A 23,362-nucleotide genomic window follows, 5' to 3' on the forward strand; every position below is an offset into this window, starting at 1 on the left:
CAGCCGTCCGTTACGGAACGACCTTCTCGATCGCCACGTTGCCGACGCCCGCGACCGTGCCGCGCGCGTTGACCAGCTGGACCCGCCCGAAGAACGCACGGCCCTCGGGCGCCGCCGCGGCGACGGTGACGTCGCCGGAGACGGTGGCCGAGTCGCCCGTGCCGAGCTTCACCGCGGCGGCGCCGTCGACGGTGACGGAGCCGAGCGAGGCGGCGAAGAACACGTCCCGGTAGTCGTACTCCGTGGAACCGGCCGGGACGGCGTAGCCGACGACCTCGACGGTGTACGTACCGGCCGCCGGGGAGGCGATGGAGACGGACTCCTCCGAGTCGCCGTCGGCGGAGGAGCCGACCTCGTTGCCGTCCTGGTCGTAGACCGCCAGGTCCAGGTCGGCGGCGGCGTCGGACACGTTGCCGATGGCCACGTCGAGCGACGTGGCGCCCTCGGGCACCTCGACGGTCGTGGTGTGCGTCCCACCCGTCGCGATGGACGGCCGGGTGGTCTTGGACGAGCCGAGCGGGCCGCCGGCCGGCTTGCCGTCCAGGGCCGCGAGCTCGTTCGTCACCGTCCACGAGGCGGCGGCCGGCGTGCCGACCTTCGCCTCGGGCACGGTCACGGTCTCCGGGTCGAAGGCCGCGCCGAGGACGGCGACGTCCAGCTTGTACGGGTTGTCGAGCAGCGGCGAGGTGCGGCGCGACTCGACCTCGATCTCCCAGACGCCCGGCTGCGGGTTCGCGTACGAACGCACGTCGGGGCGGCAGGTGTTGGCCGGGTTGGTGTAGTTCGGGTAGCAGTTGACCGTCGACGTCGGGTCGGCCGGGACGCCGTACGGGTGGATGGCGATGAACCGGGTCTGGCTCTTGTCCTTCAGCCCGCTCATCGCGACCTCCAGCGTCTTCGCGCCCTCGGGCACGGTGACGAAGTAGGAGGTGGTGTCGTTGCGCTGGGCCGTGCCCGAGGCGGAGAAGGTGTACTTCAGCGGCGCGGAGACGACCACGGTGTTGAGGATCTGCTGGTCGACGCCCTCGGTGCGCGGGTCGTCGACCTCCAGGATCGCGCTCTTGAGGCCGGCCGAGCCGGGCGCCGCCTGGACCTTGACGGTCACCGGCTTGTTCAGCGGCAGCGCGATGTCGTCGTCGCCGAGGACGCGGAAGGTGCGGCCCGCGTTGTTCTCGATGCCGAGCTCGTGACGGATCGCGCGGTCCGGGCCGGACGTACGGGTGATGGTGACGTCGTACGTCTTCTTCTGGCCGGCCCGCAGGCCGCCCTCACGGTCGTAGAGACCGGTGCCGAAGCCGGGCGTCCTCAGGAACTGGTCCATCGCGGTGTCGACCGGCGCCTTCACCGTGTACGTGTGCGCGGTGGCGCCGTCGCGGATCGCGTCCCAGGCGTCCTCGATGTCGATCAGGCCGGCGCCCTCCTCGTAGGCCTGCACACCGCTGATGTGCTCGGCGGTGGAGGTGAGGGCGGTGCGCAGCTTCGCCGGCGTGAGGTCGATGCGCTTCTGCTTCGCGGCGGACAGCAGCAGCGCGGAGGCGCCCGCGGCCTGCGGGGAGGCCATCGAGGTGCCCTGGAGCATGCCGTAGCCGGCCGGGAGGGAGTAGCCCGCCTCGGCGACCGGGGCGCCCGGCAGCCAGGTCTGGATGGTGTTGATCGCCGCGCCGGGCGCGACCAGCGTCGGCGTGAAGCCGCCGTCCTCACGCGGACCGCGCGAGGAGAACGGCATCATGGCGTACTTCTTCTCCACCACGGAGCCGTAGTTGGCGGCCCAGGTCTCCTTGGAGACGGACGCGCCGACGGAGATGACCTTGTCGGCCAGCGACGGGTCGCCGATGGTGTTGGCGCCGGGGCCGGAGTTGCCCGCGGAGATCACCAGCTGGACGCCGTACTCGTCGATCAGGCGGTTGTAGAGCTCCGCGCGGGCGTTGTTGCCGTCGTTGAGCGCCGGCAGGCCGCCGATCGACATGTTGACGATGTCGACGCCGCGGTTGGTGACGAGGTCGATCATGCCCTCGGTGAGCGCCACGTTGGTGCAGCCGCCCGACCAGGTGCAGGCGCGGGACGAGACGATCTTCGCGCCGGGGGCGGCGCCGTCCATCCGCCCGCCGAACAGGCCGTTGGCGGCGGTGATGCCGGCCACGTGCGAGCCGTGCGAGCCCTCGATGACGCCGATGTTGACGAAGTCGGCCGTCTTGCCGACCCAGTCGCCGCCGTAGGGGTCCATCGGGACGTCCTCGCGGATCTCCACGACGAACGGCTGGCGCTCGGCGACGTCGGTGGCCGGGTCGTCGGTGCCGAAGTACCCGATCTGGAAACCGTCCTTGTACGGCTTCATCGGGGTGTCGTCGGCGAAGTCCCGGTTGTTGTTCAGGTCGACGCGGACCGTGCCGGCCGCGGCGTCGTAGAGCACGCCCCAGGAGTCGGTGGTGTCGCCGTCGCGGTTGGCGTCACCGCCCGCGTCGCCGCCGGTGGTGTAGGACTCCAGGAAGGTGCTGATCCGGTACGAGCCCGCCGGGGCCTGCCAGGTCCTGCCGTCATGGGTGAAGGTCGGCCCGGAGACGGAGGAGACCATCGGACGCCAGGTCCGGTCGCTGTCGACGATCGGGTCGGTGGCCGTCACCCAGTCGACGATCTTGCGCTCGCCGGTGGTGGTCTTCTGCAGCGCCGGGTGGCCGAGGTCCACGCCCGAGTCGAGGATGCCGATGGTGACGCCGCGGCCGTCCGCCTTCGGGTGGTCCTCGACGAAGTCGACGGCGCCGGTCTCGAAGGACGGGTTGTACGGGTTCTCGGCCGGGGTGCGCTTCCCCGGGGCCGGGTAAGCGGCGGTGCCCTGGCCGCCGGCCTGCTTCGTGGTGTCCGCGCTCGGCGTGGGGTCGTCCAGCGGGATCTCCTCGCGCAGGTCGACGCCGTGCACGGAGGAGAGCTCGGTGGCGGCGGCGATCGCCGCGTCGGCCTTGCCGGTGGGGACGGTGGCGCGGACGTAGCCGAGCTTGTCGTGGGTCCGGCCGACCGAACCGCCCTTGACCGCGTCCAGCTGCTCGGCGACCTGCTCGGTCTTCCCGGGAGCGGTGGCGATCATCATCGTGACGTTCTTCGCACCGTCGGCCTTGGCCTCGGCGAGCAGCTCCGCGTCGTCCGAACCGAGCTTGCCGGGCGCGGACTTCACGTCGGCGTCGGCGGGCGCCGGGGCCGCGGTGTCGGCGGCGAGCGCCGCGGGTATCGGCCCGGCCGCGGAGAGCGCGGCGACGAGACCGGCGGCCACGGCTATGCGGGCCACACGTCTCGCGCCCGATATCGGGTCGCGCTGGGGAACAGGGGTCATCGGCATCCCTTGTGCGTAAGGAACGATCGTGGAGCGACCGGAGCCGATCGACCCTGGTCGCTATGGTCCGGAATGAGACTCCGGACGATCGTTGAGCCTTGCGCAAGGGGCTGATGTTTGGCGAGGGTTGGCCGAATCGAAATGGATGTATGGGGAAAACCCCCGGTGCCCGTATGGGGAGATGTGCCCCGAAGGCGACAAGTCGCGCCATGGGTGCGCTGCGTCAGGCGTCCTTGGTGCGCGCGTAGTGCCGGGACGCCTTCGCCCGGTTGCCGCAGGACGCCATGGAGCACCAGCGGCGGGTGCCGTTGCGTGAGGTGTCGAAGAAGTGCAGCACGCACGCCTCGTGGGCGCAGCCGCGGATCCGGTCGGGCGCGGTGGTCAGCAGCCGGAGGTAGTCGCGGGCGGCGAGCCAGGCCGGCCCCCAGGAGGCGTCGTCGAACTCGGGCCGCTCACCCGGCCCCCGAGTCGTGAGCGTGGCCCGGATCCGCCCGTGCGCGAGCACGGCGTCGACCCCTTCGGCCCCCTCGCCCGGCGCTCCGTCCACCGCGTCCTTCAGGGCGTCCCGCGCCCGCAGCGCGTGCCGCAAGGTCGCCGCGTCGGCGGCGAACTCCCCGTCCAGCCCGTTGGCCCCGAGCCACACCGCGAGCCCGTCGGTGTCGGTGAGGAGATCCTGTACGGCTCCCTCGCTCACCCAGCGCGTGTTGAGCAGGTCGAGCGCGAGCGGCTCGCCGGTGAGCGGCCGCGGGTCCACGCGGTCCCGGTCGGACATGGGGTCTCCCTTCCGTGCTAACCGCTCAAGGTTACGTGACCGGTTGACGCAGAGGAAACCTAACCCTTAACATTGATTAAGAGGGTTAGCTTCGCGGTTTCTCCGCGAGCCCCGACGAAAGGGATCGCCATGCCCCTGCGCCCCGGCCACACCGGCCTGAACGTCACCGACCTCGACCGCTCGCTCGCCTTCTACCGCGACGTGCTGGGCCTCGTCCCGATCGGTGAGGGCAAGGAGGAGGGCAGGCGGTACGCGTTCCTGGGCGACGGCGAGCGACTCGTCCTCACGCTCTGGCAGCAGGCCCGGGAGTCGTACGACGGCACCCGCGCCGGGCTGCACCACCTCGCCTTCGAGGTGGACTCGATCGAGCGGGTCAGGGAGTACGAGTCCGCCCTGCGCGCCCACGGCACCGGCTTCGCCCACGAGGGCGTGGTCGCCCACCGCGAGGGCGCCGCCTCCGGCGGCATCTTCTTCCACGACCCGGACGGCACCCGGCTGGAGATCTCGGCGCCGAGCGGCGCCCAGGACGCTCCCGCGCCGCACGACTCCGCCCCGACCTGCGGTTTCTTCTAGCCTTGGAGACGACCATGGACGTGTACCACGTGGGCTCGCGCGCCGTTCAGGACCGTGTGGGCGTCCGCGACAGCGCCGACCACGTCGGCCGGTCCATCGGGCAGGGCATCAAACCGGTGGCCGCCGCCTTCCTGGAGCTCCAGCCCCTGCTGGTGATCGGCGCCGCCGCCCCCGGGACGGGCAGGGTGTGGGCCTCCCCGCTCACCGGCGCCCCCGGCTTCGTCCGCGCCACCGGCCCGCGGCAGATGTCCGTCACCGGCGGACCCCGCCCGGCCGACCCGCTCACCTCCGCCCTCGCCACCGGGGGGACCCGGGTCGGCACCCTCGCCCTGGACCCGCGCACCCGCCGCCGCATGCGCCTGAACGGCCGGCTCCGCCCCACACCCCGGGGCTTCGCGGTCGAGGCCGACCAGGTGTTCGCCAACTGCCCCAAATACCTGCAGAAACGGGAGTCGTACGAGACGGTCACCGACCGCCGGCCGGGCACCACCCGGCGCGGCCGTCACCTCACGGACGAACAGCGGGCGTTCGTGGAGGCGGCCGACACCCTCTTCGTCGCCACCGTGCACCCGGGCGGAGCCGACGCCGGCCACCGCGGCGGCAACCCCGGCTTCGTCCGCACCACCTCACCGACCGGGCTGAGCTGGCGCGACTACCCGGGCAACGCCATGTTCCTCACCCTCGGCAACCTGGCCACCGACCCCCGGGCGGGCCTGCTCCTGCTCGACTGGACGACGGGCAGGGCGCTCCAGCTCAGCGGCGAGGCCCGCACCGAGTACACCGCCGACGGGGAGCGCCGGGTCCACTTCACCGTGACGCAGGCCGAGGACACCCCGTGCGCCGTGCCGTTGAGCTGGTCCGCCCCCGCGTACTCACCTGCCAATCCCCAGCCACCGGGTTAACGTCCCTGGATGCGACGGAAGTTGAGGGTGGCGGCCTACGCCGTGGTGGTGCGCGACGGACAGTTCCTGCTCGCCCGGTCCCCGGGCCCCGGCGGCGTCCCCGAGTGGGTGCTGCCGGGCGGGGGCATGGAGCACGGCGAGGATCCCCACGACACCGTGCGGCGGGAGGTCGAGGAGGAGACCGGTTACCTCATCGAGGTCACCGGGCTGCTCGGCGTGCACTCCAGCCGCCGCACCTTCCCCGGTCGCCTCGGCCGCGCCGTCGACCACCACGGCGTACGGCTGGTCTACGAGGGCCGGATCACCGGCGGCGAACTCCGCGACGAGGTCGGCGGCTCCACCGAAATCGCCGCCTGGCAGCCCCTCGACGCCGTACCCGGGCTGGTCCGGGTACGCCTGGTCGACATCGCGCTGCGGCTGTGGCGGGAGCGCCCGGCGGCCGGGCGGGTGGAGACCGCCGAGGGGTAGCCGGGCGGCCCCCTGCCCCGCGAGGTGAACACGAAGTGACCGTCCCGGGGCCGGTGCGGGAGCGGCCGGCGACCCGTCCGGCGGTCCTGGATTACCGTACGGCGATCGGCGTTGCGCGTTGCCGTCTCGTTCACGCGCAGGCCATTCCCGGTGCCAAGCATCCAGTACGAGCGGGAAACTCGCCCGGCGAGCGTTCCGCGACCACTGCCGACGCGTTCGCACCCGGGGAGACAAAGCGCCATGTCGCGCATACGCTCAGTCGCCGGCTCCACTGGACTCCACCGCCGTTCCCTCCTCGCCGCCACCGGAGCGGTGGCCCTGTCCGCCGGCGCCGGCTACGCCCTGCGGCCCGGCGACGGCGGCACCGCCGCCGCGGCCTCCGGTGCCGGTTCCGAGGAGGCCGTGCTCGCCTCCTCCCGGAAGGCGCCGCCCGCCCCGCTCGCGCCGTACACGCGCGGCACCACCGTCGCCGGCACGGCGGCACCGCGCGGCGGCCCGGGCTACCGGCGCCTCGCCGACGGGCCGGGCTGGGGGCGGGTGGTACGCGGCGACCTGGCCGCCGCCCGCTCCGGCCGGGCCGGTCGCCGTACCGCGCTCGCCGCGTTCGTGCACCTCACCGACCTGCACATCATCGACACCCAGCATCCGCTGCGCCTGGAGTACCTGCGCTCCGCCGACGTGCACGCCTGGCGGCCCCAGGAGGCCCTGACCGTGCAGGGCGCGATCGCCCTCGTGGAGCGGATCAACGCGCTGCGGGGCGCCCCCGTCACCGGCTCCCCGCTGCACTTCGCGATGACCACCGGCGACAACACCGACAACAACGCCCGCTCCGAACTGGAGTGGTTCCTGACGGTGATGAGCGGGGGCCGCGTCACCCCCAACACCGGGGACCCGCGCCACTACGAGGGCGTCCAGAACAGCGGCCTGAAGCAGTACTGGCACCCGGACGCCGCCGTCCGCGACGCCGACAAGCAGGTCGGCTTCCCGCACCTCGACGGCTTCCTCGCGGCGGCCGTCCGCGAGGTGAACAGCCCCGGCCTGAACCTGCCCTGGTACTCCACCGTCGGCAACCACGACTCGATGCCGCTCGGCTGCTACGCCTCCCACGGCGACTCCCGCCTCACCGAGCTCGCGGTCGGCGGACGCAAACTGATGGACGTACCGGCGGCCGAGGCGCACCGACTCCAGCAGGCCATCAAGAAGGCCACGGACCCCCGCGGCGTGCGGTACGGCGACTTCCTGAAGGCCCACGCCCGCACCATGCGCTCCGTCACCCCGGACGACAGGCGAGCCCCCTTCACCCCCGGCGAATACCTCCGGGCCCACCTGGACCCGGCCTACCGCGGCCTCGGCCCGGTCGGCCACGGCTACTCCGCCGCCAACCTCGACGCGGGCACCCAGTACTACGCCTTCCGCATCGCCGACGACGTCCTCGGCATCAGCCTCGACACCACCGACCCGGGCGGCCACTACAACGGCTCCCTCGGCACGGCCCAGCTGCGGTGGCTGGAGCGGACCCTGCGGGAGAACCGGGACTCCCACGTCATCGTCTTCAGCCACCACACCAGCACCTCGATGAACAACACGCACCGCGACCCCGCACGGCCCGACGAACGGCGCCACACGGGCGAGGAGGTCGCCGCCCTCCTCGGCCGGCACGACAACGTGGTCGCCTGGGTGAACGGCCACATCCACCGCAACGCCGTCACCCCGCACACCGGATCCGGCGGCTCCTTCTGGGAGATCTCCACCGCCTCCCACGTCGACTTCCCCCAACTCGCCCGCGTCATCGAGCTGGTGGACAACAAGGACGGCACGCTCTCGCTCTTCACCACCCTCGTCGAGTCAGCGGCCCCCGCCCGCACGGACTTCACCGACCTCTCCCAGACGGGCCTCGCAGCCCTCTACCGCGAACTCTCCCTGAACGCCCCGGGAGCCCGCACGGACCTCTCCGGAGCCCCGGAGGACCGCAACACCGAGCTGGTGCTCGAGAAGCGCTGAGGACGAAGGCCGTACCCGCGCACGGGAGGAGGGGCCGCCGCACGGCCCCTCCTCGCCCTCCTGATGCCCGGCCCGGTCCCTCACTACCGCGGCAGGACCACGACGTACGCCGCCGGGTCGCGGTCGGCCGAGGCCATCAGGGCGGTACGGACCACCGCCGCCTGCTGTTCCATCGCGTCCCGCAGCTTGCGCGGGCTGACGTGGACGACCGTGACGCCGAGGCGTTCCAGGTGTTCGCGCCTGCGGGCGTACTGCGACCACTCGGCGTCGTCCTCGGGCCTTCGGCCCGGGCGCGGCGCGCGGGTGTCCAGCTCCAGGGCCACCGCCTCCTGGGGCCAGTACGCGTCCAGGACGCCCAGACGAGGGCCGCCCGGCAGCCGCAGGTCCACGTTCCAGCACGGCTCCGGCAGGCCGTGCTCGCGCACCATCCGGTACAGCCGCCCCTCCGCCAGCGCCCGGCCCTCGGCCAGCAGCGAGTCCACCGCGTCCACCACGTGCGGCCGGTTCAGCAGCTTCGCCCCGGTCAGCTCCCGCACCACCGCCGCCGGTTCGCAGTGGCCGCCCCGTACCGCCTCCGTCAGCAGCCGGCGCACCGCGTCCGCGTCCTCGAGGCCCGCCACGGCGTCGGCCAGCGCGCGCGGGACGGGCGCCACCGGCAGGCCCGTGACCTGCTCCGGGGCGGGCAGGGGGGAGGCACGGACGATGCGCGCGCACCCCGTCGAACGCAGCCGGCGCAGCCTGGGGACCAGGACGTCGACCACCTCCAGGGACGGCAGCGGGGGAGCGGAGGAGAAGCCGTGCAGGGTCAGCGCGGCCAGCCCGGTGATCATCGCCTCGCCGCAGGGGGACGCGGGCGGCCCGTCCGCACCGGGCTGCGCGGGGACGCCCACGGTCCGCTCCCGCGCCGCGTACAGCAGCACCGCGTGCAGCCGCTCCTCGCTGGTCGGCGGGCCGGGGTGGAGCAGGACGACACCCGGCAGGAGCTGCTGCCAGGGCCCGCCGGGGCGGCACTGTTCGCCGGCCTCCGCGGCCGGGACGCCCCGGGCGCGGAGCTGTGCGTGGGTCAGCACCCGGCGCGTGTCGTCGGCGAGCTGGTGCGGGGGGCGCGGGGAGAGCGGGGTGTTGTGGTTCATGTCCGGCAACTTCCCGTCTCCCGCCCACCCCTGAACCCCTGTTACAAGTCCGTCGACAAATGAGGACAAGCCCGCACGGAGGGACGCGTGTTCGGATACCGCGAACCCCTGGTCCGTTCGGGTGAGGACCAGGGGTTACGGCTTGATTGCCCGCGTTCCGTAACGACTGTCCGGGACGTCACGTCACGGGGGAGCGCTCGGGGCGGGCTCAGGGCACGGCTCAGCCCGCCGCCGCGTCGCAACGCTGGCCGCGCAGCGCCCGGGCCAGGTCGTCACGGGCCTCCAGGACCAGGCGGCGCAGCGCCGGGGCCGCGTCCTCGTGGGCCACGAGCCACGCGTCCGTCGCGTCCAGCGTCGCCTGCGAGTCCTGGAACGCGGGGAACAGCCCCCGCACCACGTCCATGCCGATCTGGATCGACCGCCCGGCCCACACCCGCTCGATCGCCGCGAAGTACTTCTCCGTGTACGGCGCGAGCAGCTCCCGCTGGGACGACTGCGCGAAGCCCGAGATCGTCGCCTCCACCAGCGCGTTGGACAGCGCGTCCGACTCCACGACCTGCGCCCAGCACTGCGCCTTCACCGCGGCCGACGGGCGGGCGGCCAGACAGCGGACGTGGTGCCGCCTGCCGGAGGCGGTGTCGTCCCGGGCCAGCTCCTCGTCCAGCGTCTTCTCGTCCGCCACCCCGTGCGCGGCCAGCGGCTCCAGGAACGCCCAGCGCAGCTCCTGGTCCACCTCGAGCCCCGGCACGGTCACCGTGCCGTCCAGCAGCGAGGTCAGCAGCTCGAAGTCGGCCGGGGCGGCGGCCACGTGCGCGAAGAACCGCGCCCACGCGAGCTGGTGCTCGCTGCCCGCCTCGGCGGCGTGCAGCAGCGCCGAGGCGCCCTCGGCGAGCAGGCGGCCGGCCTCCTCCTTCCGCTCCGGCGCGGTGTAGTGCACCGCGGCCGACTCCGCCCACGCGTGCAGCATCTGCAGCACACCGATGTCGGACTCCCGGCCCGCGAACTCCATCACCAGGCCGATGAACTCCCGGGCCGGCAGCAGCGCGTCCCGCGTCATGTTCCACAGCGCCGACCAGCACAGGGCGCGGGCGAGCGGATCGGTGAGGTCGCCGAGGCCGCGCCGGAGCGCCGCCAGCGAGGTCTCGTCGAAACGGGTCTTGCAGTACGTCAGGTCGTCGTCGTTGACCAGCACCAGCTCCGGCGCGTCCGCGCCCGCCAGCTCCGCCACGACCGTACGCGCCCCGTCGACGTCCGTCTCGGCCTGCGCGTACCGCTCCAGGGCGCCGTCGTCCGTGCGCCGGTACAGGCCCACCGCCACCCGGTGCGGGCGCAGCTCGGGGTGCGACTCGGCGGCCTCCTGCACGATCGCCAGCTCGTCGATCCTGCCCCGCGTGTCCAACAGCACCTGCGGCGTGAGGGAGTTGACGCCGGCCGTCTGCAGCCACGCCCGCGCCCAGACGTCCATGTCCCGGCCACTGGTCTCCTCCAGGACCGACAGCAGGTCACCCAGCCGAGTGTTGCCGTACGCGTGCCGCTTGAAGTAGCGCCGGGCGCCCTCCAGGAACGCGTCCTGGCCGACGTAGGCCACCAGCTGCTTCAGCACGGAGGCACCCTTGGCGTACGTGATGCCGTCGAAGTTGAGCTTGGCGTCCTGCAGGTCGCGGATGTCGGCGGTGATCGGGTGCGTGGACGGCAGCTGGTCCGCGCGGTACGCCCACGCCTTGCGGCGGTTGGCGAAGGTGATCCAGCCGTCGGTGAAGCGGGTCGCGCCGACCAGCGAGAACGCGCCCATGAAGTCCGCGAAGGACTCCTTCAGCCACAGGTCGTCCCACCACTCCATGGTGACCAGGTCGCCGAACCACATGTGGGCCATCTCGTGCAGGATCACGTTCGCGCGGCCCTCGTAGGACGCCCGGGTGACCTTGCCGCGGAAGATGAACTCCTCCCGGAAGGTGACCATCCCCGGGTTCTCCATCGCGCCCAGGTTGTACTCGGGCACGAAGGCCTGGTCGTACTTCCCGAAGGGGTACGGGTAGTCGAAGTGGTCGTGGAAGAAGTCCAGGCCCTGCTTGGTCACCAGGAAGACGTCGTCGGCGTCGAAGTGCGGGGCGAGACCCTTGCGGCACATCGCGCCGAGCGGGATCTCCAGCCGCGTACCGTCCTCGAAGACCCGCTCGTAGGAGTCCGTCACATAGTGGTACGGGCCCGCCACCACGCAGGTGATGTACGTCGGGATCGGCTTGGTCTCCGCGAACCGCCACACGCCGTCGCTGCGTTCACCTGCGCCGTTGCTCCACACCGTCCAGTCCTCGGGCGCGCGCACCTCGAAGCGGTGGGGCGCCTTGAGATCGGGCTGCTCGAAGGTGGCGAAGACACGGCGGGCGTCGGCCGGCTCGTACTGGGTGTAGAGGTACACCTCGCCGTCCTCGGGGTCGACGAAGCGGTGCATGCCCTCGCCGGTGCGGGAGTAGGCGCACTGCGCGTCGACGACGAGCTCGTTGTCGGCGGCGAGGTCCTCCAGCAGGATCCGCGAGCCGTCGAAGACCTGGCCGGGGTCGAGGTCCCGCCCGTTGAGCGAGACCGCCGTCACGCTCGGCGCGATCAGGTCCGCGAAGCTGCTCGCCCCCGGCTCGGCGCAGCGGAACCGGACGGTGGTGACGGAACGGAAGGTGCGGGGCCCTCCGCCCTTGTGCTCACCGACCGCCGAACGCAGGTCCAGGCTCACCTCGTACCCGTCGACGGACAGCAGGGCCGCCCGCTCCCGGGCCTCGTCGCGGGTCAGATTCTCACCGGGCACGGGCGGCACTCCTCAGGCGTCGTCGACAGGGATGAACAGGACCGATCCTGCCATGTGGCCCTGACGGCGGGCAGCCGGGAATGGCCGGGAGCGGACTCCGCGTTGTCACGGGGAAGCACCGCCTTCACAAGGAGCGACATGTCGGACACGTCTCCCGCCACGCCCGTCGACTTCTGGTTCGACCCGCTGTGCCCCTGGGCCTGGATGACCTCCCGCTGGATGCTGGAGGTGGAGAAGGTGCGGGACGTCAAGGTCCGGTGGCATGTGATGAGCCTCGCCGTCCTCAACGAGGACAAGCTCGACGAGCCGGCGGAGTACCGCGAGATGCTCGAGGCCAAGGCATGGGGGCCGGTCCGGGTGGTCATCGCGGCCGAGCAGGAGCACGGCGCCGAGGTGCTCGGCGACCTCTACACGGCGCTCGGCACCCGCATCCACAACCGGGGCGAGGGTCCGGGCAGGGAGACGGTCGCCGCCGCCCTGAAGGACGTCGGCCTGCCCGAGTCCCTCATGGAGCACTGGGACTCCACTCCTTACGAGCCCGAGCTGCGCGCCTCCCACAGGGAGGGCATCGACAAGGTCGGCCAGGACGTCGGCACCCCGGTCATCGCGGTCCCCGGCGCGGACGGCGAGCAGCTCGCCTTCTTCGGCCCGGTCGTCACCCCGGCCCCCAAGGGCGAGGAGGCCGCCCGCCTGTGGGACGGCACCCTCGCGGTGGCCTCCGTCCCCGGCTTCTACGAGATCAAGCGCACCCGGACGAAGGGGCCGGACTTCAGCGACCTGTGACGGTTCAGTCCAGCACGGGTACCTTGATCGGCTCGGCGAACGGCTTCTTGTTGAAGCCCGTGCGCAGGTTGCGGCACTGCTTGCCGGTGTCGGGGTCGAGTACGTTCACGCAGAGCCAGAACTCGCCGACCCCGGACCGGCCCAGCCGTTCCTTGAGCCAGTCCTCCTCCTTCTTGTTCAGCTGACGGTGCTGCTGGTCCGCGCCGCAGGTCCAGCAGTAGTCCTTCATCGTCCTCTGTGTCGCCATTGCGCCACCATGGACCGGATTGCCGCCTACCGGAAGCCCCCGCGGGTCACGTCCCCGCGGGGACTTCCGTCTTTCCGCCTGCCGGGTGAACGGTGAGAAGACGATCACGAGGGCAGGACACTTATTGCAAGTTACTTGCACCTGCACGCCGAGAGAAAGGGGCTGGTGAGCCCGGGGCACGCGAAACGGCCCCCGCGTGATCCCGCGAGGGCCGTCCGAGGTGAGCGTCAGCTCCGGGCGCGCGCCCGCTGCCGGGCGTATCCCACCGCCGCGAGCGCCAGCGTCATCGTGCCCGTCGAGTACAGCTGCACGCGCGTGTCCGGCTCCCGGGCCATGAGGACGAAGACCGCCGCCATGCCGGCCAGCGCCACCCATGTCAGCCAGGGGAAGCCCCACATGCGCACCACCAGTTTCTCGGGCTCCTCCCGCTCCAGCCGGCGGCGCAGCCGCAGCTGGGAGACGGCGATGAAGATCCAGACGACCAGGATCACCGCGCCGATCATGTTCAGCAGCCAGGAGAAGACGTCGTCGGGCCGCCAGTAGCTCAGCAGCACGCACAGGAAGCCGAAGACGGAGGAGGCCAGGACGGCGATCCGCGGCACCCCGCCCGACACCCGTCCCAGCGCCTTCGGCCCCTGGCCCCGCCGCACCAGCGAGTACGCGATGCGCGAGGCGCCGTAGATGTTGGCGTTCATCGCGGACAGCAGCGCCACCAGCACCACGACGTTCATCACCTGACCGGCGCCCTCGATGCCGAGGCGGTCCAGGGCGGCGACGTACGGGCCGTCCTCGACGACCGCCGGGGAGTCCCACGGGACCAGGGTGACGATCACCGCCATCGAGCCGATGTAGAACAGCGCGATCCGCCACATCGCCGTACGGACCGCGCTCGCCACGCCCTTGACCGGGTTCTCCGACTCGGCCGCCGCGATCGTCACCGTCTCCAGGCCGCCGTACGCGAAGACGGAGGCGAGCAGTCCGATCACCAGGCCCTCGCCGCCGTTGGGGAGGAAGTCGGTGAGGTGGGAGGCGCCGGGGGAGTCCGTGCCGGGCAGCACTCCCGCGACGGCCAGCACGCCGAGCCCCAGGAACAGCGTGATCGCGCCGACCTTCAGGGCCGCGAACCAGAACTCGAACTCGCCGAAGTTCTTCACCGCCGCGAGATTGGTCCCGCAGAACACGACCATGAACAGCGCCACCCACGCCCACTCGGGTGTGCCCGGCAGCCAGCCGGTGACGATCTTCGCGGCGCCGATGCCCTCCAGGCCGACCGCCGTGCACAGCAGCACCCAGAAGGACCAGCCCGCGGTGAAGCCGGCCCACGGGCCGATCGCCCGCTCGGCGTGCGCCGAGAACGAGCCCGACGAGGGATACGCGGCGGACATCTCGCCCAGCATCCGCATCACCAGCATCACCAGGAGGCCGGAGAGGGTGTAGGCGAGGACGATCGAGGGTCCGGCGGCGGCGATCCCCGCCCCGGAGCCGACGAACAGACCGGCGCCGATCACCCCGCCGAGGGCGATCATCGACAGATGGCGCTGCTTCAGTCCGTGCGAGAGGGAGACGCCGTCCGCCTTCGGGGGCGTCCCGGCCGGGGATGCCCCCTGGTCGGGCGAGGTCGAGGGCTTGGGGGAGGTGCTGGGCATGGGCGCGGCTCGTCCAATGCGGGAGATGACAAAACGCCCCCAGTCTGGGCGGCCTCCACCCGTTCACGAAGAGGATGCCCAGCATATGGACAGGCGTCATTCGGAGAGTGGTGTTCCGGTTACCCGTGAGGCGTGGCCCGTCCGTTTGGCGGTTCCCCACAGCCGCCCTTCCACCGCCGTCCGTCGGCGAAACCACCTCACCTCAGTGACTGGCGTCACCTCGTGCCGCTTGCCACCCCGGCCCTTTGTCCGGAGCCCACCACGTCCGTGGTCACGCCTTTGTCGAGCGCTGATGGTGATCGGCGCGCGGGCGCCGTTGTAGCGTCACCGTGTCCCCCAACCGCCCTCACCCCGCGGAGACCTTCATGAGCACCGCTGCCGTCACGTCCGCCCGATCCGGACAGGTCCTCGCGGACCTCATCCCGGCCTCCCGTGTCCGGGACGCCGCGCTCGTGCTCGGCGGTGCCGCGCTCACCGGCCTCGCCGCCCAGATCGCGGTCCCCGTCCCCGGCTCCCCGGTGCCGGTGACCGGCCAGACCTTCGCGGCGCTGCTCGTCGGCACCGCCCTCGGCGCCCGCCGCGGTTTCGCCTCCCTCGCCGTGTACGCGCTGGTGGGCATGGCCGGGGTGCCGTGGTTCGCGGAGGGCAGGTCCGGGATGGCCATGCCGTCCTTCGGCTACGTCCTCGGCATGCTGCTGGCCTCCGTCGTCGTGGGCGCCCTGGCCCGCCGCGGCGCGGACCGCTCCGCCTGGCGGACGGCGGGCACCATGGTGCTCGGCTCGGCGATCATCTACGCCGTCGGCGTCCCCTACCTGGCCCTCGCCACCGGGATGTCCGCCTCCGCCGCGATCGCGGCCGGCCTCACCCCGTTCCTCGTCGGCGACGCCCTGAAGGCGGCCCTGGCGATGGGCGTGCTGCCCACGGCCTGGAAGTTCGCCGGCAAGCGCTGACCGGCCGACGCGACACACAGGGCCGGGGGCCCGCGGCACACGCGCCGCGGGCCCCCGGCCCTGTGGTGTCGTCAGGGCGCGGCGTCAGCCGGCCCGGACCTCGTCCCGCCCCTCGGCGTCCGCGGCCCGGCGCCCCGCCATGCGCTGCCTCACCACGGCGATCGCGAGCACGATGCCGGCGACCAGCAGCGACAGCAGCACCGTCGTCCGCCCGTCGTGCTCCGTGTCGGTCAGCATGTAACCCAGCACGAACACGATCAGCCCCGCGCTGGCCCACGTCAGATACGGGTACAGCCACATCCGCACGACCAGCTTCTCCGGCGCCTCCGCCTGGATGATCTTCCGCATGCGCAGCTGCGAGAAGCAGATCACCAGCCAGACGAACAGGGCGACCGCACCGGAGGAGTTGACCAGGAAGAGGAAGACGGAGTCGGGGAACTCGTAGTTGAAGAAGACGGCGACGAAGCCGAACACGACCGACGCGATGATCGCGGTCCGCGGCACGCCCCGGCCGGTGGTCCGGGCGAACGCCTTCGGCGCGTCCCCGCGCTGGCCGAGCGAGAAGGCCATCCGGGAGGCCGTGTAGAGCCCGGAGTTGAGGCAGGACAGCACGGACGTCAGCACGATGAAGTTCATGATCTGGCCGGCGTGCGCGATGCCCAGGGAGTCCAGGGCGGCGACGTAGGAGCCGTCCTCGGTGATCGACTCGCTGTCCCAGGGCAGCAGGCACACCACGACGAAGATCGAGCCGAGGTAGAAGACGCCGATCCGCCAGATGATGCTGTTGGTCGCCTTGGTGACGGCCCGCTCCGGGTCCTCCGACTCGCCGGCGGCCAGGGTCGCGATCTCGCTGCCCATGAAGGAGAAGACGACGAGCAGGATGCCGGTGAGGATGGCGCCGGCGCCGTGGGGCAGGAAGCCGCCGTGGTCGGTGAGGTTGGCGAGCCCCGCCTGGTCGCTGTCGACGCCGGGCAGCACCCCGAAGACGGCCAGCCCGCCGATGACGATGAACGCGCCGATGGCGACGACCTTGATCCCGGCGAACCAGAACTCGAACTCGCCGTAGGAGCCCACGGACACCAGGTTGGTGGCGGTCAGCACCACCATCACGATGAGCGCCCAGCCCCACTGGGGAACGGCCGGTATCCACCCTTCGAGGATCGCGGCACCGGCGGTCGCCTCGACCGCCAGCACCACGACCCAGAAGAACCAGTACAGCCAGCCGATGGTGAACCCGGCCCACGGGCCGAGCGCGCGGTCGGCGTGCGCGGAGAAGGACCCGGACGTCGGGTTGGCCGCCGACATCTCACCGAGCATCCGCATCACCAGCACCACGAGCGTGCCGACGAGGGCGTACGACAGGAGGATGCCGGGGCCGGCGGTCGCGATGCCGGAGCTGGAACCGACGAACAGGCCGGCGCCGATGACGCCGCCGATGGCGATCATCGACAGATGTCGGTTCTTGAGCCCGGCCTGGAGCCCGGAACCCCCGGGGGTCCCGGCGTCGCCGGGCGTTGCGGGGTCGTTCCCCGCGTTGGTCACGGTCGGCTGCGAAGTCATGGGGTGGTTTTCCTTTGCGCCGGTTGATCGGTCCCCGTACGAACGGAGTACGAGCCGGACCAGTGAAACGGAGGCGAACGAATTGGGGAACCTTTGATTTCGGATTGTTATTTGAGGTTTTCCTGAGGTTCTGTGGATTGGCTCACTCTTCTCGGGTGCGGCACCCGGCGCCGCCGCCCGCCGGCGCCCATGTCACACTCGTCGCATGCGCGTGTATCTCGGCTCCGACCATGCGGGCTACGAACTCAAGAACCACCTCGTCGAGTGGCTCGAGGCGGCGGGCCACGAGCCCGTCGACTGCGGCCCGCACCTCTACGACGCCCAGGACGACTACCCGCCCTTCTGCCTCCGTGCCGCCGAGCGGACCGCCGCGGACCCGGACGCCCTCGGCATCGTGATCGGCGGCTCCGGCAACGGCGAGCAGATCGCCGCGAACAAGGTCAAGGGCGTACGGGCGGCCCTGGCCTGGAGCGAGGAGACGGCGGCACTGGGCCGCCAGCACAACAACGCCAACGTGGTCGCGGTGGGCGCGCGCATGCACACCCAGGACGAGGCGACGAAGTTCGTCGAGACCTTCCTGAGCACGCCGTTCTCGGGCGACGAGCGTCACACCCGCCGCATCGACATGCTCGCGGCCTACGAGACCACCGGCGACCTCCCCCCGATCCCGGCCCACCACCCCCAGCAGTAGCGCCCGGGAGGCGGCGGAAAGAGCGAGCGAGGGGAAGGCCGCCCGTGCCCGAGGGCCACACGATCCACCGGCTGGCCGAGGACTACGCCGCGGCCTTCGCGGGCGGCGGCCCCCTCCGCGTCACCAGCCCCCAGGGCAAGTTCGCCGACGCCGCCGCCCTCCTCGACCGCACACCGCTGCACACCACCGACGCCCACGGCAAGCACCTCTTCCTCGGCTTCGGCGACCCCGGCCCCGAGCACACCGAGTGGGTCCACATCCACCTCGGCCTCTTCGGCAAGGTCACCTTCGGCCCGGCCCCGGTCCCCCCGCCCACGGACACCGTGCGTCTGCGCCTCGCCGACGCCACCTCGTACGTCGATCTGCGCGGCCCCACCACCTGCGCCCTGATCACCGACCCCGAGAAGCGGGCGATTCACGAGCGCCTCGGCCCCGACCCGCTCCGCCCGGACGCCGACCCGGCCCTCGCCCACCGCCGGATCAGCCGCAGCCGTACGACGATCGCCGCACTCCTCATGGACCAGAAGGTCATCGCGGGCGTGGGGAACGTCTACCGCGCCGAGGTCCTCTTCCGGCACCGCGTCGACCCCTACCGCGCGGGCCGGGACATCACCCCGGCCGAGTGGGACGCCCTGTGGACCGACCTGGTCGCGCTGATGCGCGAGGGCGTCCGCAACAACCGCATCGACACCGTCCGCCCGGAGCACACCCCCCAGGCGATGGGCCGCCCGCCGCGCGTCGACGACCACGGCGGCGAGGTGTACGTCTACCGCAGGGCCGGCCGGCCCTGCCACGTCTGTGGCGGCGAGGTCCGCACCGCCGACCTCGCCGCCCGCAACCTCTTCTGGTGCCCGTCCTGCCAGCGAACGGCGCGTTAGACGCGCTCAGAACCCGTGCGGCAGCCACGGCGCCACGCCCGCGCTGCCGAACGCCAGGGACGCCTCCGCCAGCGCACCGCGCCGCAGTTCGCGCACCCGGCCGGCCGCCGCGAGCGCCGCGAGGCTCACCCCGCCCAGATACGCCGCGCCCAACTCCCTCACCGACAGGGCGAGATCCGCCGTGTCCTGGGTGCGCTCGCAGGACGCCCCCTTGGCGTCCCCGCTCAGCCGCCAACGCCCCGCGTTCCACGGGCAGAAGACGTCCTCCACCTCGAACACGACGTCCACCGGCGTCTGGTACGTCCGCGCCCGCAGCGCCGAGCCGACCTCCACCAGCCGCAGGTACAGCGAGTCCCGTACCTCCGGCCGGCACCGGCGGATGTCCGACACCATGTACTGCCACGCCTCGTCCACCGGCCGGCCCCGCGCCACCAGCGTCGACGTCAGGTCGACACCGAACAGGAACCGCCACAGCGCGCCGTCCGCCGCCGGATCCAGCGCGGCGAGGTCGCTCAGGACCACCGAGCCGTCGTGCCCCGCCGGACCGTAGTGCGGCTTCACCCGGAACCGCGCGTACCCGACCGTCTCACCGCCCCGCTCGGCGACGACGCACTGCAGCGGCGACGCTCCGTCCCGGCCGCCCGCCGGGTCGACCGTCCCCAGCCGCTCCCAGCCGGGCCGGCGCGCCAGCATCCCCGGCCGCCCCGGCACCAGCCGGGCGTACACCGCCTCGCACGCGTCGAGCACATCGGCGGGCACCGCGTACCGCAGCCGTACGTCGTCGGTGCCGGGCGGGACGGACAGACTCGTGCGACGCGTGTCGATCTCGGCGTTCATCTGGAAGGCCGCCGCCCCGTACCCGAACCGGCCGTAGATCGCCGGCTCGGAGGCCGTGAGCACCGCCAGCGGCTCGCCCCACGACCGCACGTCGTCCAGCTGCCGCCGCATCATCGACCTCAGCACCCCGCGCCGCCGGTGCGTGGCGGCCACACTCACCATGGTGACGCCCGCGGCCGGCACGGAATCACCGCCGGGCACCGTCAGCCGGAACGAGAACGCGCCCGCCGTCCCCACGCACTCGTCCCCGTCCCAGACACCCAGGGAACGGTCGAACTCGGTGAACGAGTTCCACAGCTCACGCTCCTCGTCCCCCTCCGGAATCCCGCCGAAGGCGCGGGAGAGGTTCGCGTACCACTTGTCCCAATCGTCCGGCCGCAGCGCTCGAAGTCCGGTCGCGGGGTCCGCCTGCTCGTTCGCCATGAGCCATGCGTACCAGGGTCGTACGGGACGAGCGACGCATTTTCTCCCGGTCGGCCACACGACGGCCCCAGGTGCAGTTCACTGTGAGTTCGGTCCCCGTCAGGGGGGACAACCAGGACCTCCCGTGCCAAGCGGCCGGTCCGATGGATAGGGTCCCGAACTAATGGCAGCAGGACGACAGCGGCGCGCGGAAGCCGACACGTTCACGGCCCGGTTGAAGAAGCAGTGGCACCGGGCCCGGGTCGGCATGCGCCGGTCCGCCGTCGACTACTTCCGCGGGGACGGCTCCGACTGGATCGCGCTCGCCGGACTGCTCCTGACCGTCCCGCTGATCGCGGCCGGGACACTCGCCAACTCCGTGTGGTGCGCACCGGCCGCACTGGTCCTCCCCATCGTCGCGGGCGGTCTGCTGCTGCGCCCGGCGAGCCTGCTCGGCCTCTACGCGGCGGCGGCGACCGCGCTGATCGTCGAGTCGGTGCAACTCGGCCCCTACACCGAGGGCGCGGCCCGGGTCACACCCGGCGTGGTCCTCACCGTCGCGGCCTGCGGCTTCTTCGGGCTGCTCGTCGCCCAGTTCCGCAGCCGGGTGGGCGTGCCCTGGCGGCGCGGCGGCACCATGCTGTTCGACCTGCGCGAACGCATCCGGGTGCAGAGCAAGCTGCCGAAGCTGCCGGACGGCTGGCACCGGGAGATGGCGCTGCGCCCGGCGGGCGGGCAGTCGTTCTCGGGCGACTTCGTGGTGGCGGCCCGCACCAACGGCGGGCGCACGCTCGAGGTCGTGCTGACGGACGTCTCCGGCAAGGGCATGGACGCCGGTTCGCGCGCCCTGCTGCTGTCGGGCGCCTTCGGCGGACTGCTCGGCAGCCTGCCCCCGCACGCCTTCCTCCCGGCCGCCAACGGCTATCTGCTCCGCCAGGACTGGGAGGAGGGCTTCGCCACCTCCATCCACCTGGTGCTCGACCTGGACTCCGGGGACTACGAGCTGTACTCCGCCGGGCACCCGCCGGGCCTCCAGCTCAGCGCGGGCAGCGGCCGCTGGGAGGAGAAGGTGGCCGACGGCCCCCTGCTGGGCGTGTACGACGGCGCCCAGTTCCACCCGGTGAAGGGCTCCCTGCGCCCCGGGGACGTGCTGATGCTGTTCACCGACGGTCTGGTGGAGACCTCCGACCGGGACATCGTCGAGGGCATCGACCGTCTCACCGGCGAGGCCGACCGCTATGTCGCCGGCGGCTTCCACGGCGCCGCCTGGCACCTCATCGAGGCGGTCGCCAAGGACGTCAACGACGACCGGGCCCTGCTGCTCATCTGCCGGGAGGGTCCGACGGCGACGGCGGCCCGCTGACCCGTGCGTCGGGGCATACTCGGCCGATGACCGAGACACCGCAGACCCCGCTGACCCCGGCCCAGGTCGAGGCCGCCGCCCGCGCCGCGCACGCCGGGCAGACCGACAAGGCGGGCCGGCCCTACGCCGAGCACCTGAGGGCCGTCGCCGAGGGAGTGCGGGCCCGGGGCGGCGACGAGGAGCAGATCGCGGCGGCCTGGCTGCACGACGCGGTGGAGGACGACAGGCTGACGGAGCGGTGGCTGCACGAGGCCGCGCTGACCCGGCGGACCAAGGACATCGTCCTCGCGGTCACCAAACGGTCCGGGGAGCCGCCCGAGGCGTACGCGGCCCGCATCCTCGCCACCCCCGGCGCGCTGCTGGTGAAGGAGGCGGACCTGGCGCACAACGCCGACCCGGCCCGCCTCGCCGTACTGGACGAGGCGACCCGCACACGACTGACCGAGAAGTACACGCGGATGCGCGCACTCCTCGGTCTCGGGGCGGGGGAGGGGAACTCCTAAGCGGAGACCTTCTCGCGGGTCTCCTTCTTCCCCTCTTCCCGGCGCTCGCGTTCGCGGGCCAGTTCGGCGGCGTCCCGCTTGAACGCCCACTCCATCCTCGGCTCCATCGCGAACCGGAAGATCCGCCGCACCGGCCTGGTGCACAGCAGTGTCACGAGGACCGCCGCGAGGACGCTCACGGCGATCTCACCGAGCGGCTGGTGCAGCACGGAGTGCTCGAACCAGCCCTGGTATTCGCCGGCCTTCACCACGAAGCCGTGCAGCAGATAGCCGTACAGCGTGCCCGCGCCCAGCGCGGTGAACCACATGTGGCGGCGCGGCACCCACGCGAAGAAGCAGGCGGTCAGCAGGAGCGAGCAGCCGAACATCGCGAGCACCATGACCGGCCCGGCCCACCACGGCGCGCCCAGCTCCTGCGCGGCGTCACGGTGGTAGAACCACGCGGTGTTCATCCGCGGCACCGCCCACCAGCCGACGGCCAGCGCCGCCGCGAAGACCGGCACCGACGCGATCCGCACCGAACGCCGGCGCACCATGTGGAAGTGCTCGGGCCTCATGCACAGACCGAGCACGAAGTACGGCAGGAACTGCAGCACGCGCTGCAGGTCGAGGTCGTCGCCGATCTCGGGGGTGGCACTGGCCAGCATGGCGATGCCGAGGGCCAGCGGCAGCGGGTGCCGTACCGCGTTCCAGATCGGCGTGGTCAGCCGCCAGACGAACAGCGCGACCAGGAACCAGGTCAGGTACCAGGGGTCGAGAAGGCTGATCTCCTGCTGCGGATCGCTGTCGACGACCCGCTTGAAGAGGGGATAGGCGGTCTCGAAGACGATGTACGGCACCGCGACACCGGTGATCAGCCGCCGCAGCCGGTCGGGGCGCATGTCGAAACTGCGCGAGAAGAAGCCGGAGATGATGATGAAGGCCGGCATGTGGAACGTGTACACGACCGTGTACGCCGCCTCCAGGATCCGGCTGTCGCCCTTGATGGGCTCCCAGGCGTGACCGATCGCCACCAGCACGATCGCCAGGTACTTGGCGTTGTCGAAGAACGCGTCGCGCTGTTTGCCGGACGGCGCGGGCCGGCCGCTCTGCTCGTTCTCCGTACGCGGGCTCGGCACTCCGGGCGCCGGTGAAGGTGACGGAGGAAGCGGCGTTCTGCGGTTGCCGTACGGTCGCTGCGAGTTCGTCACTGACCCTCCCGGCGGGGACTCGGGGAGGCGATCGGTGAGCTCGCTGCGCTTGCGGGGGACGAGGCAGCGTGGAACATCTGAGGCACCCTAGCGTTGTCCGCGGGATTTCGTAAAACGCCCGACGTCATTCCTGCGTATTCGGTCCGGGTACCCCGTGTGGGGGAAAGTGCGCGCCTCCGGGGACGTGATGGTCAACACAGTGTGCGAGTAAGGGGCTTATCCGGCACACCGGGCGACCTTGTCATGATTATTCCGGACTAAACCGTGCATAAGACCGGCAGGCGACTCCGGTGAAATGTCCGCCTTCGTTCGCGTTTTCCGGCCGCCCTGTGGGTGTGTCGGGG

The 23,362-nt window shown here is 72.0% G+C and carries 19 protein-coding genes; 10 read left to right on the forward strand and 9 right to left on the reverse strand.

What is annotated here, in order from left to right; translation table 11 throughout:
- Positions 1-10: 10 nt before the first annotated feature.
- On the reverse strand, positions 11-3,322 hold the full coding sequence (locus IE178_RS01765) for a S8 family serine peptidase (RefSeq protein ID WP_193511037.1): 3,312 nt from the start codon (positions 3,320-3,322) through the stop codon (positions 11-13).
- A gap of 223 nt (positions 3,323-3,545) precedes the next feature.
- The gene (locus IE178_RS01770) at positions 3,546-4,094 is read right to left on the reverse strand and encodes a CGNR zinc finger domain-containing protein (protein WP_193511038.1); all 549 of its coding nucleotides are present in this window, start codon (positions 4,092-4,094) and stop codon (positions 3,546-3,548) included.
- Positions 4,095-4,223: 129 nt separating this feature from the next.
- Between IE178_RS01770 and IE178_RS01775 the strand changes: the two genes are divergently transcribed.
- The 4 genes from IE178_RS01775 to IE178_RS01790 all read left to right on the forward strand — a co-directional run bounded on the left by IE178_RS01775 (position 4,224) and on the right by IE178_RS01790 (position 8,038).
- Positions 4,224-4,667, forward strand: a complete 444-nt coding sequence (locus IE178_RS01775; protein ID WP_184760599.1) for a VOC family protein — start codon at positions 4,224-4,226, stop codon at positions 4,665-4,667.
- Positions 4,668-4,681: 14 nt separating this feature from the next.
- Complete coding sequence (locus IE178_RS01780; protein ID WP_184760600.1) at positions 4,682-5,569, forward strand: pyridoxamine 5'-phosphate oxidase family protein; 888 nt, start codon at positions 4,682-4,684, stop codon at positions 5,567-5,569.
- A gap of 9 nt (positions 5,570-5,578) precedes the next feature.
- Positions 5,579-6,037 (forward strand): NUDIX hydrolase, encoded by a 459-nt coding sequence (locus IE178_RS01785; RefSeq protein WP_193511039.1) that lies wholly within the window; start codon positions 5,579-5,581, stop codon positions 6,035-6,037.
- 240 nt (positions 6,038-6,277) lie between these two features.
- Entirely contained in the window at positions 6,278-8,038 is a 1,761-nt protein-coding gene (locus IE178_RS01790; protein ID WP_193511040.1) for a TIGR03767 family metallophosphoesterase, read from the forward strand.
- Between the two features lie 83 nt (positions 8,039-8,121).
- Here the strand turns inward: IE178_RS01790 and IE178_RS01795 are convergent, their stop codons facing one another.
- Complete coding sequence (locus IE178_RS01795; protein ID WP_193511041.1) at positions 8,122-9,171, reverse strand: hypothetical protein; 1,050 nt, start codon at positions 9,169-9,171, stop codon at positions 8,122-8,124.
- Positions 9,172-9,391: 220 nt separating this feature from the next.
- On the reverse strand, positions 9,392-11,968 hold the full coding sequence (gene pepN, locus IE178_RS01800; RefSeq protein ID WP_193511042.1) for an aminopeptidase N: 2,577 nt from the start codon (positions 11,966-11,968) through the stop codon (positions 9,392-9,394).
- A 138-nt stretch (positions 11,969-12,106) separates the two neighbouring features.
- On the opposite strand from pepN, the gene IE178_RS01805 reads away from it, so the two are divergent.
- Complete coding sequence (locus tag IE178_RS01805) at positions 12,107-12,751, forward strand: mycothiol-dependent nitroreductase Rv2466c family protein (protein ID WP_193511043.1); 645 nt, start codon at positions 12,107-12,109, stop codon at positions 12,749-12,751.
- Positions 12,752-12,755: 4 nt separating this feature from the next.
- Here the strand turns inward: IE178_RS01805 and IE178_RS01810 are convergent, their stop codons facing one another.
- Positions 12,756-12,998 carry a hypothetical protein gene (locus IE178_RS01810; protein WP_193511044.1) on the reverse strand — a complete coding sequence of 81 codons (243 nt, stop codon included), beginning with the start codon at positions 12,996-12,998 and terminating at the stop codon, positions 12,756-12,758.
- A 227-nt stretch (positions 12,999-13,225) separates the two neighbouring features.
- Entirely contained in the window at positions 13,226-14,644 is a 1,419-nt protein-coding gene (locus tag IE178_RS01815) for an amino acid permease (protein ID WP_193511045.1), read from the reverse strand.
- 365 nt (positions 14,645-15,009) lie between these two features.
- Between IE178_RS01815 and IE178_RS01820 the strand changes: the two genes are divergently transcribed.
- Positions 15,010-15,594: a biotin transporter BioY gene (locus IE178_RS01820; RefSeq protein WP_193511046.1), complete on the forward strand. Its 585-nt coding sequence runs from the start codon at positions 15,010-15,012 to the stop codon at positions 15,592-15,594.
- A gap of 84 nt (positions 15,595-15,678) precedes the next feature.
- On the opposite strand, the gene IE178_RS01825 is transcribed toward IE178_RS01820, so the two are convergent.
- A complete protein-coding gene (locus tag IE178_RS01825; RefSeq protein WP_184760609.1) occupies positions 15,679-17,154 on the reverse strand; it encodes an amino acid permease in 1,476 nt (491 codons plus the stop codon).
- Between the two features lie 205 nt (positions 17,155-17,359).
- On the opposite strand from IE178_RS01825, the gene IE178_RS01830 reads away from it, so the two are divergent.
- Together IE178_RS01830 and IE178_RS01835 are read left to right on the forward strand one after the other, a co-directional pair.
- Positions 17,360-17,845 carry a ribose-5-phosphate isomerase gene (locus tag IE178_RS01830; RefSeq protein WP_184760610.1) on the forward strand — a complete coding sequence of 162 codons (486 nt, stop codon included), beginning with the start codon at positions 17,360-17,362 and terminating at the stop codon, positions 17,843-17,845.
- 44 nt (positions 17,846-17,889) lie between these two features.
- Entirely contained in the window at positions 17,890-18,723 is an 834-nt protein-coding gene (locus IE178_RS01835; RefSeq protein WP_193511047.1) for an Fpg/Nei family DNA glycosylase, read from the forward strand.
- A 6-nt stretch (positions 18,724-18,729) separates the two neighbouring features.
- Here the strand turns inward: IE178_RS01835 and IE178_RS01840 are convergent, their stop codons facing one another.
- On the reverse strand, positions 18,730-19,983 hold the full coding sequence (locus IE178_RS01840) for a GNAT family N-acetyltransferase (protein ID WP_193511048.1): 1,254 nt from the start codon (positions 19,981-19,983) through the stop codon (positions 18,730-18,732).
- Positions 19,984-20,146: 163 nt separating this feature from the next.
- Between IE178_RS01840 and IE178_RS01845 the strand changes: the two genes are divergently transcribed.
- On the forward strand, positions 20,147-21,325 hold the full coding sequence (locus IE178_RS01845) for a PP2C family protein-serine/threonine phosphatase (protein ID WP_193511049.1): 1,179 nt from the start codon (positions 20,147-20,149) through the stop codon (positions 21,323-21,325).
- Between the two features lie 26 nt (positions 21,326-21,351).
- The gene (locus IE178_RS01850) at positions 21,352-21,828 is read left to right on the forward strand and encodes an HD domain-containing protein (protein WP_184760614.1); all 477 of its coding nucleotides are present in this window, start codon (positions 21,352-21,354) and stop codon (positions 21,826-21,828) included.
- Here the strand turns inward: IE178_RS01850 and IE178_RS01855 are convergent.
- Positions 21,825-23,018 (reverse strand): acyltransferase family protein, encoded by a 1,194-nt coding sequence (locus IE178_RS01855; RefSeq protein WP_193511050.1) that lies wholly within the window; start codon positions 23,016-23,018, stop codon positions 21,825-21,827. The genes IE178_RS01850 and IE178_RS01855 overlap by 4 nt on opposite strands.
- Positions 23,019-23,362: the final 344 nt, after the last annotated feature.

It is taken from the genome of Streptomyces griseoloalbus, assembly GCA_014650015.1.
Classification (GTDB): domain Bacteria; phylum Actinomycetota; class Actinomycetes; order Streptomycetales; family Streptomycetaceae; genus Streptomyces; species Streptomyces griseoloalbus.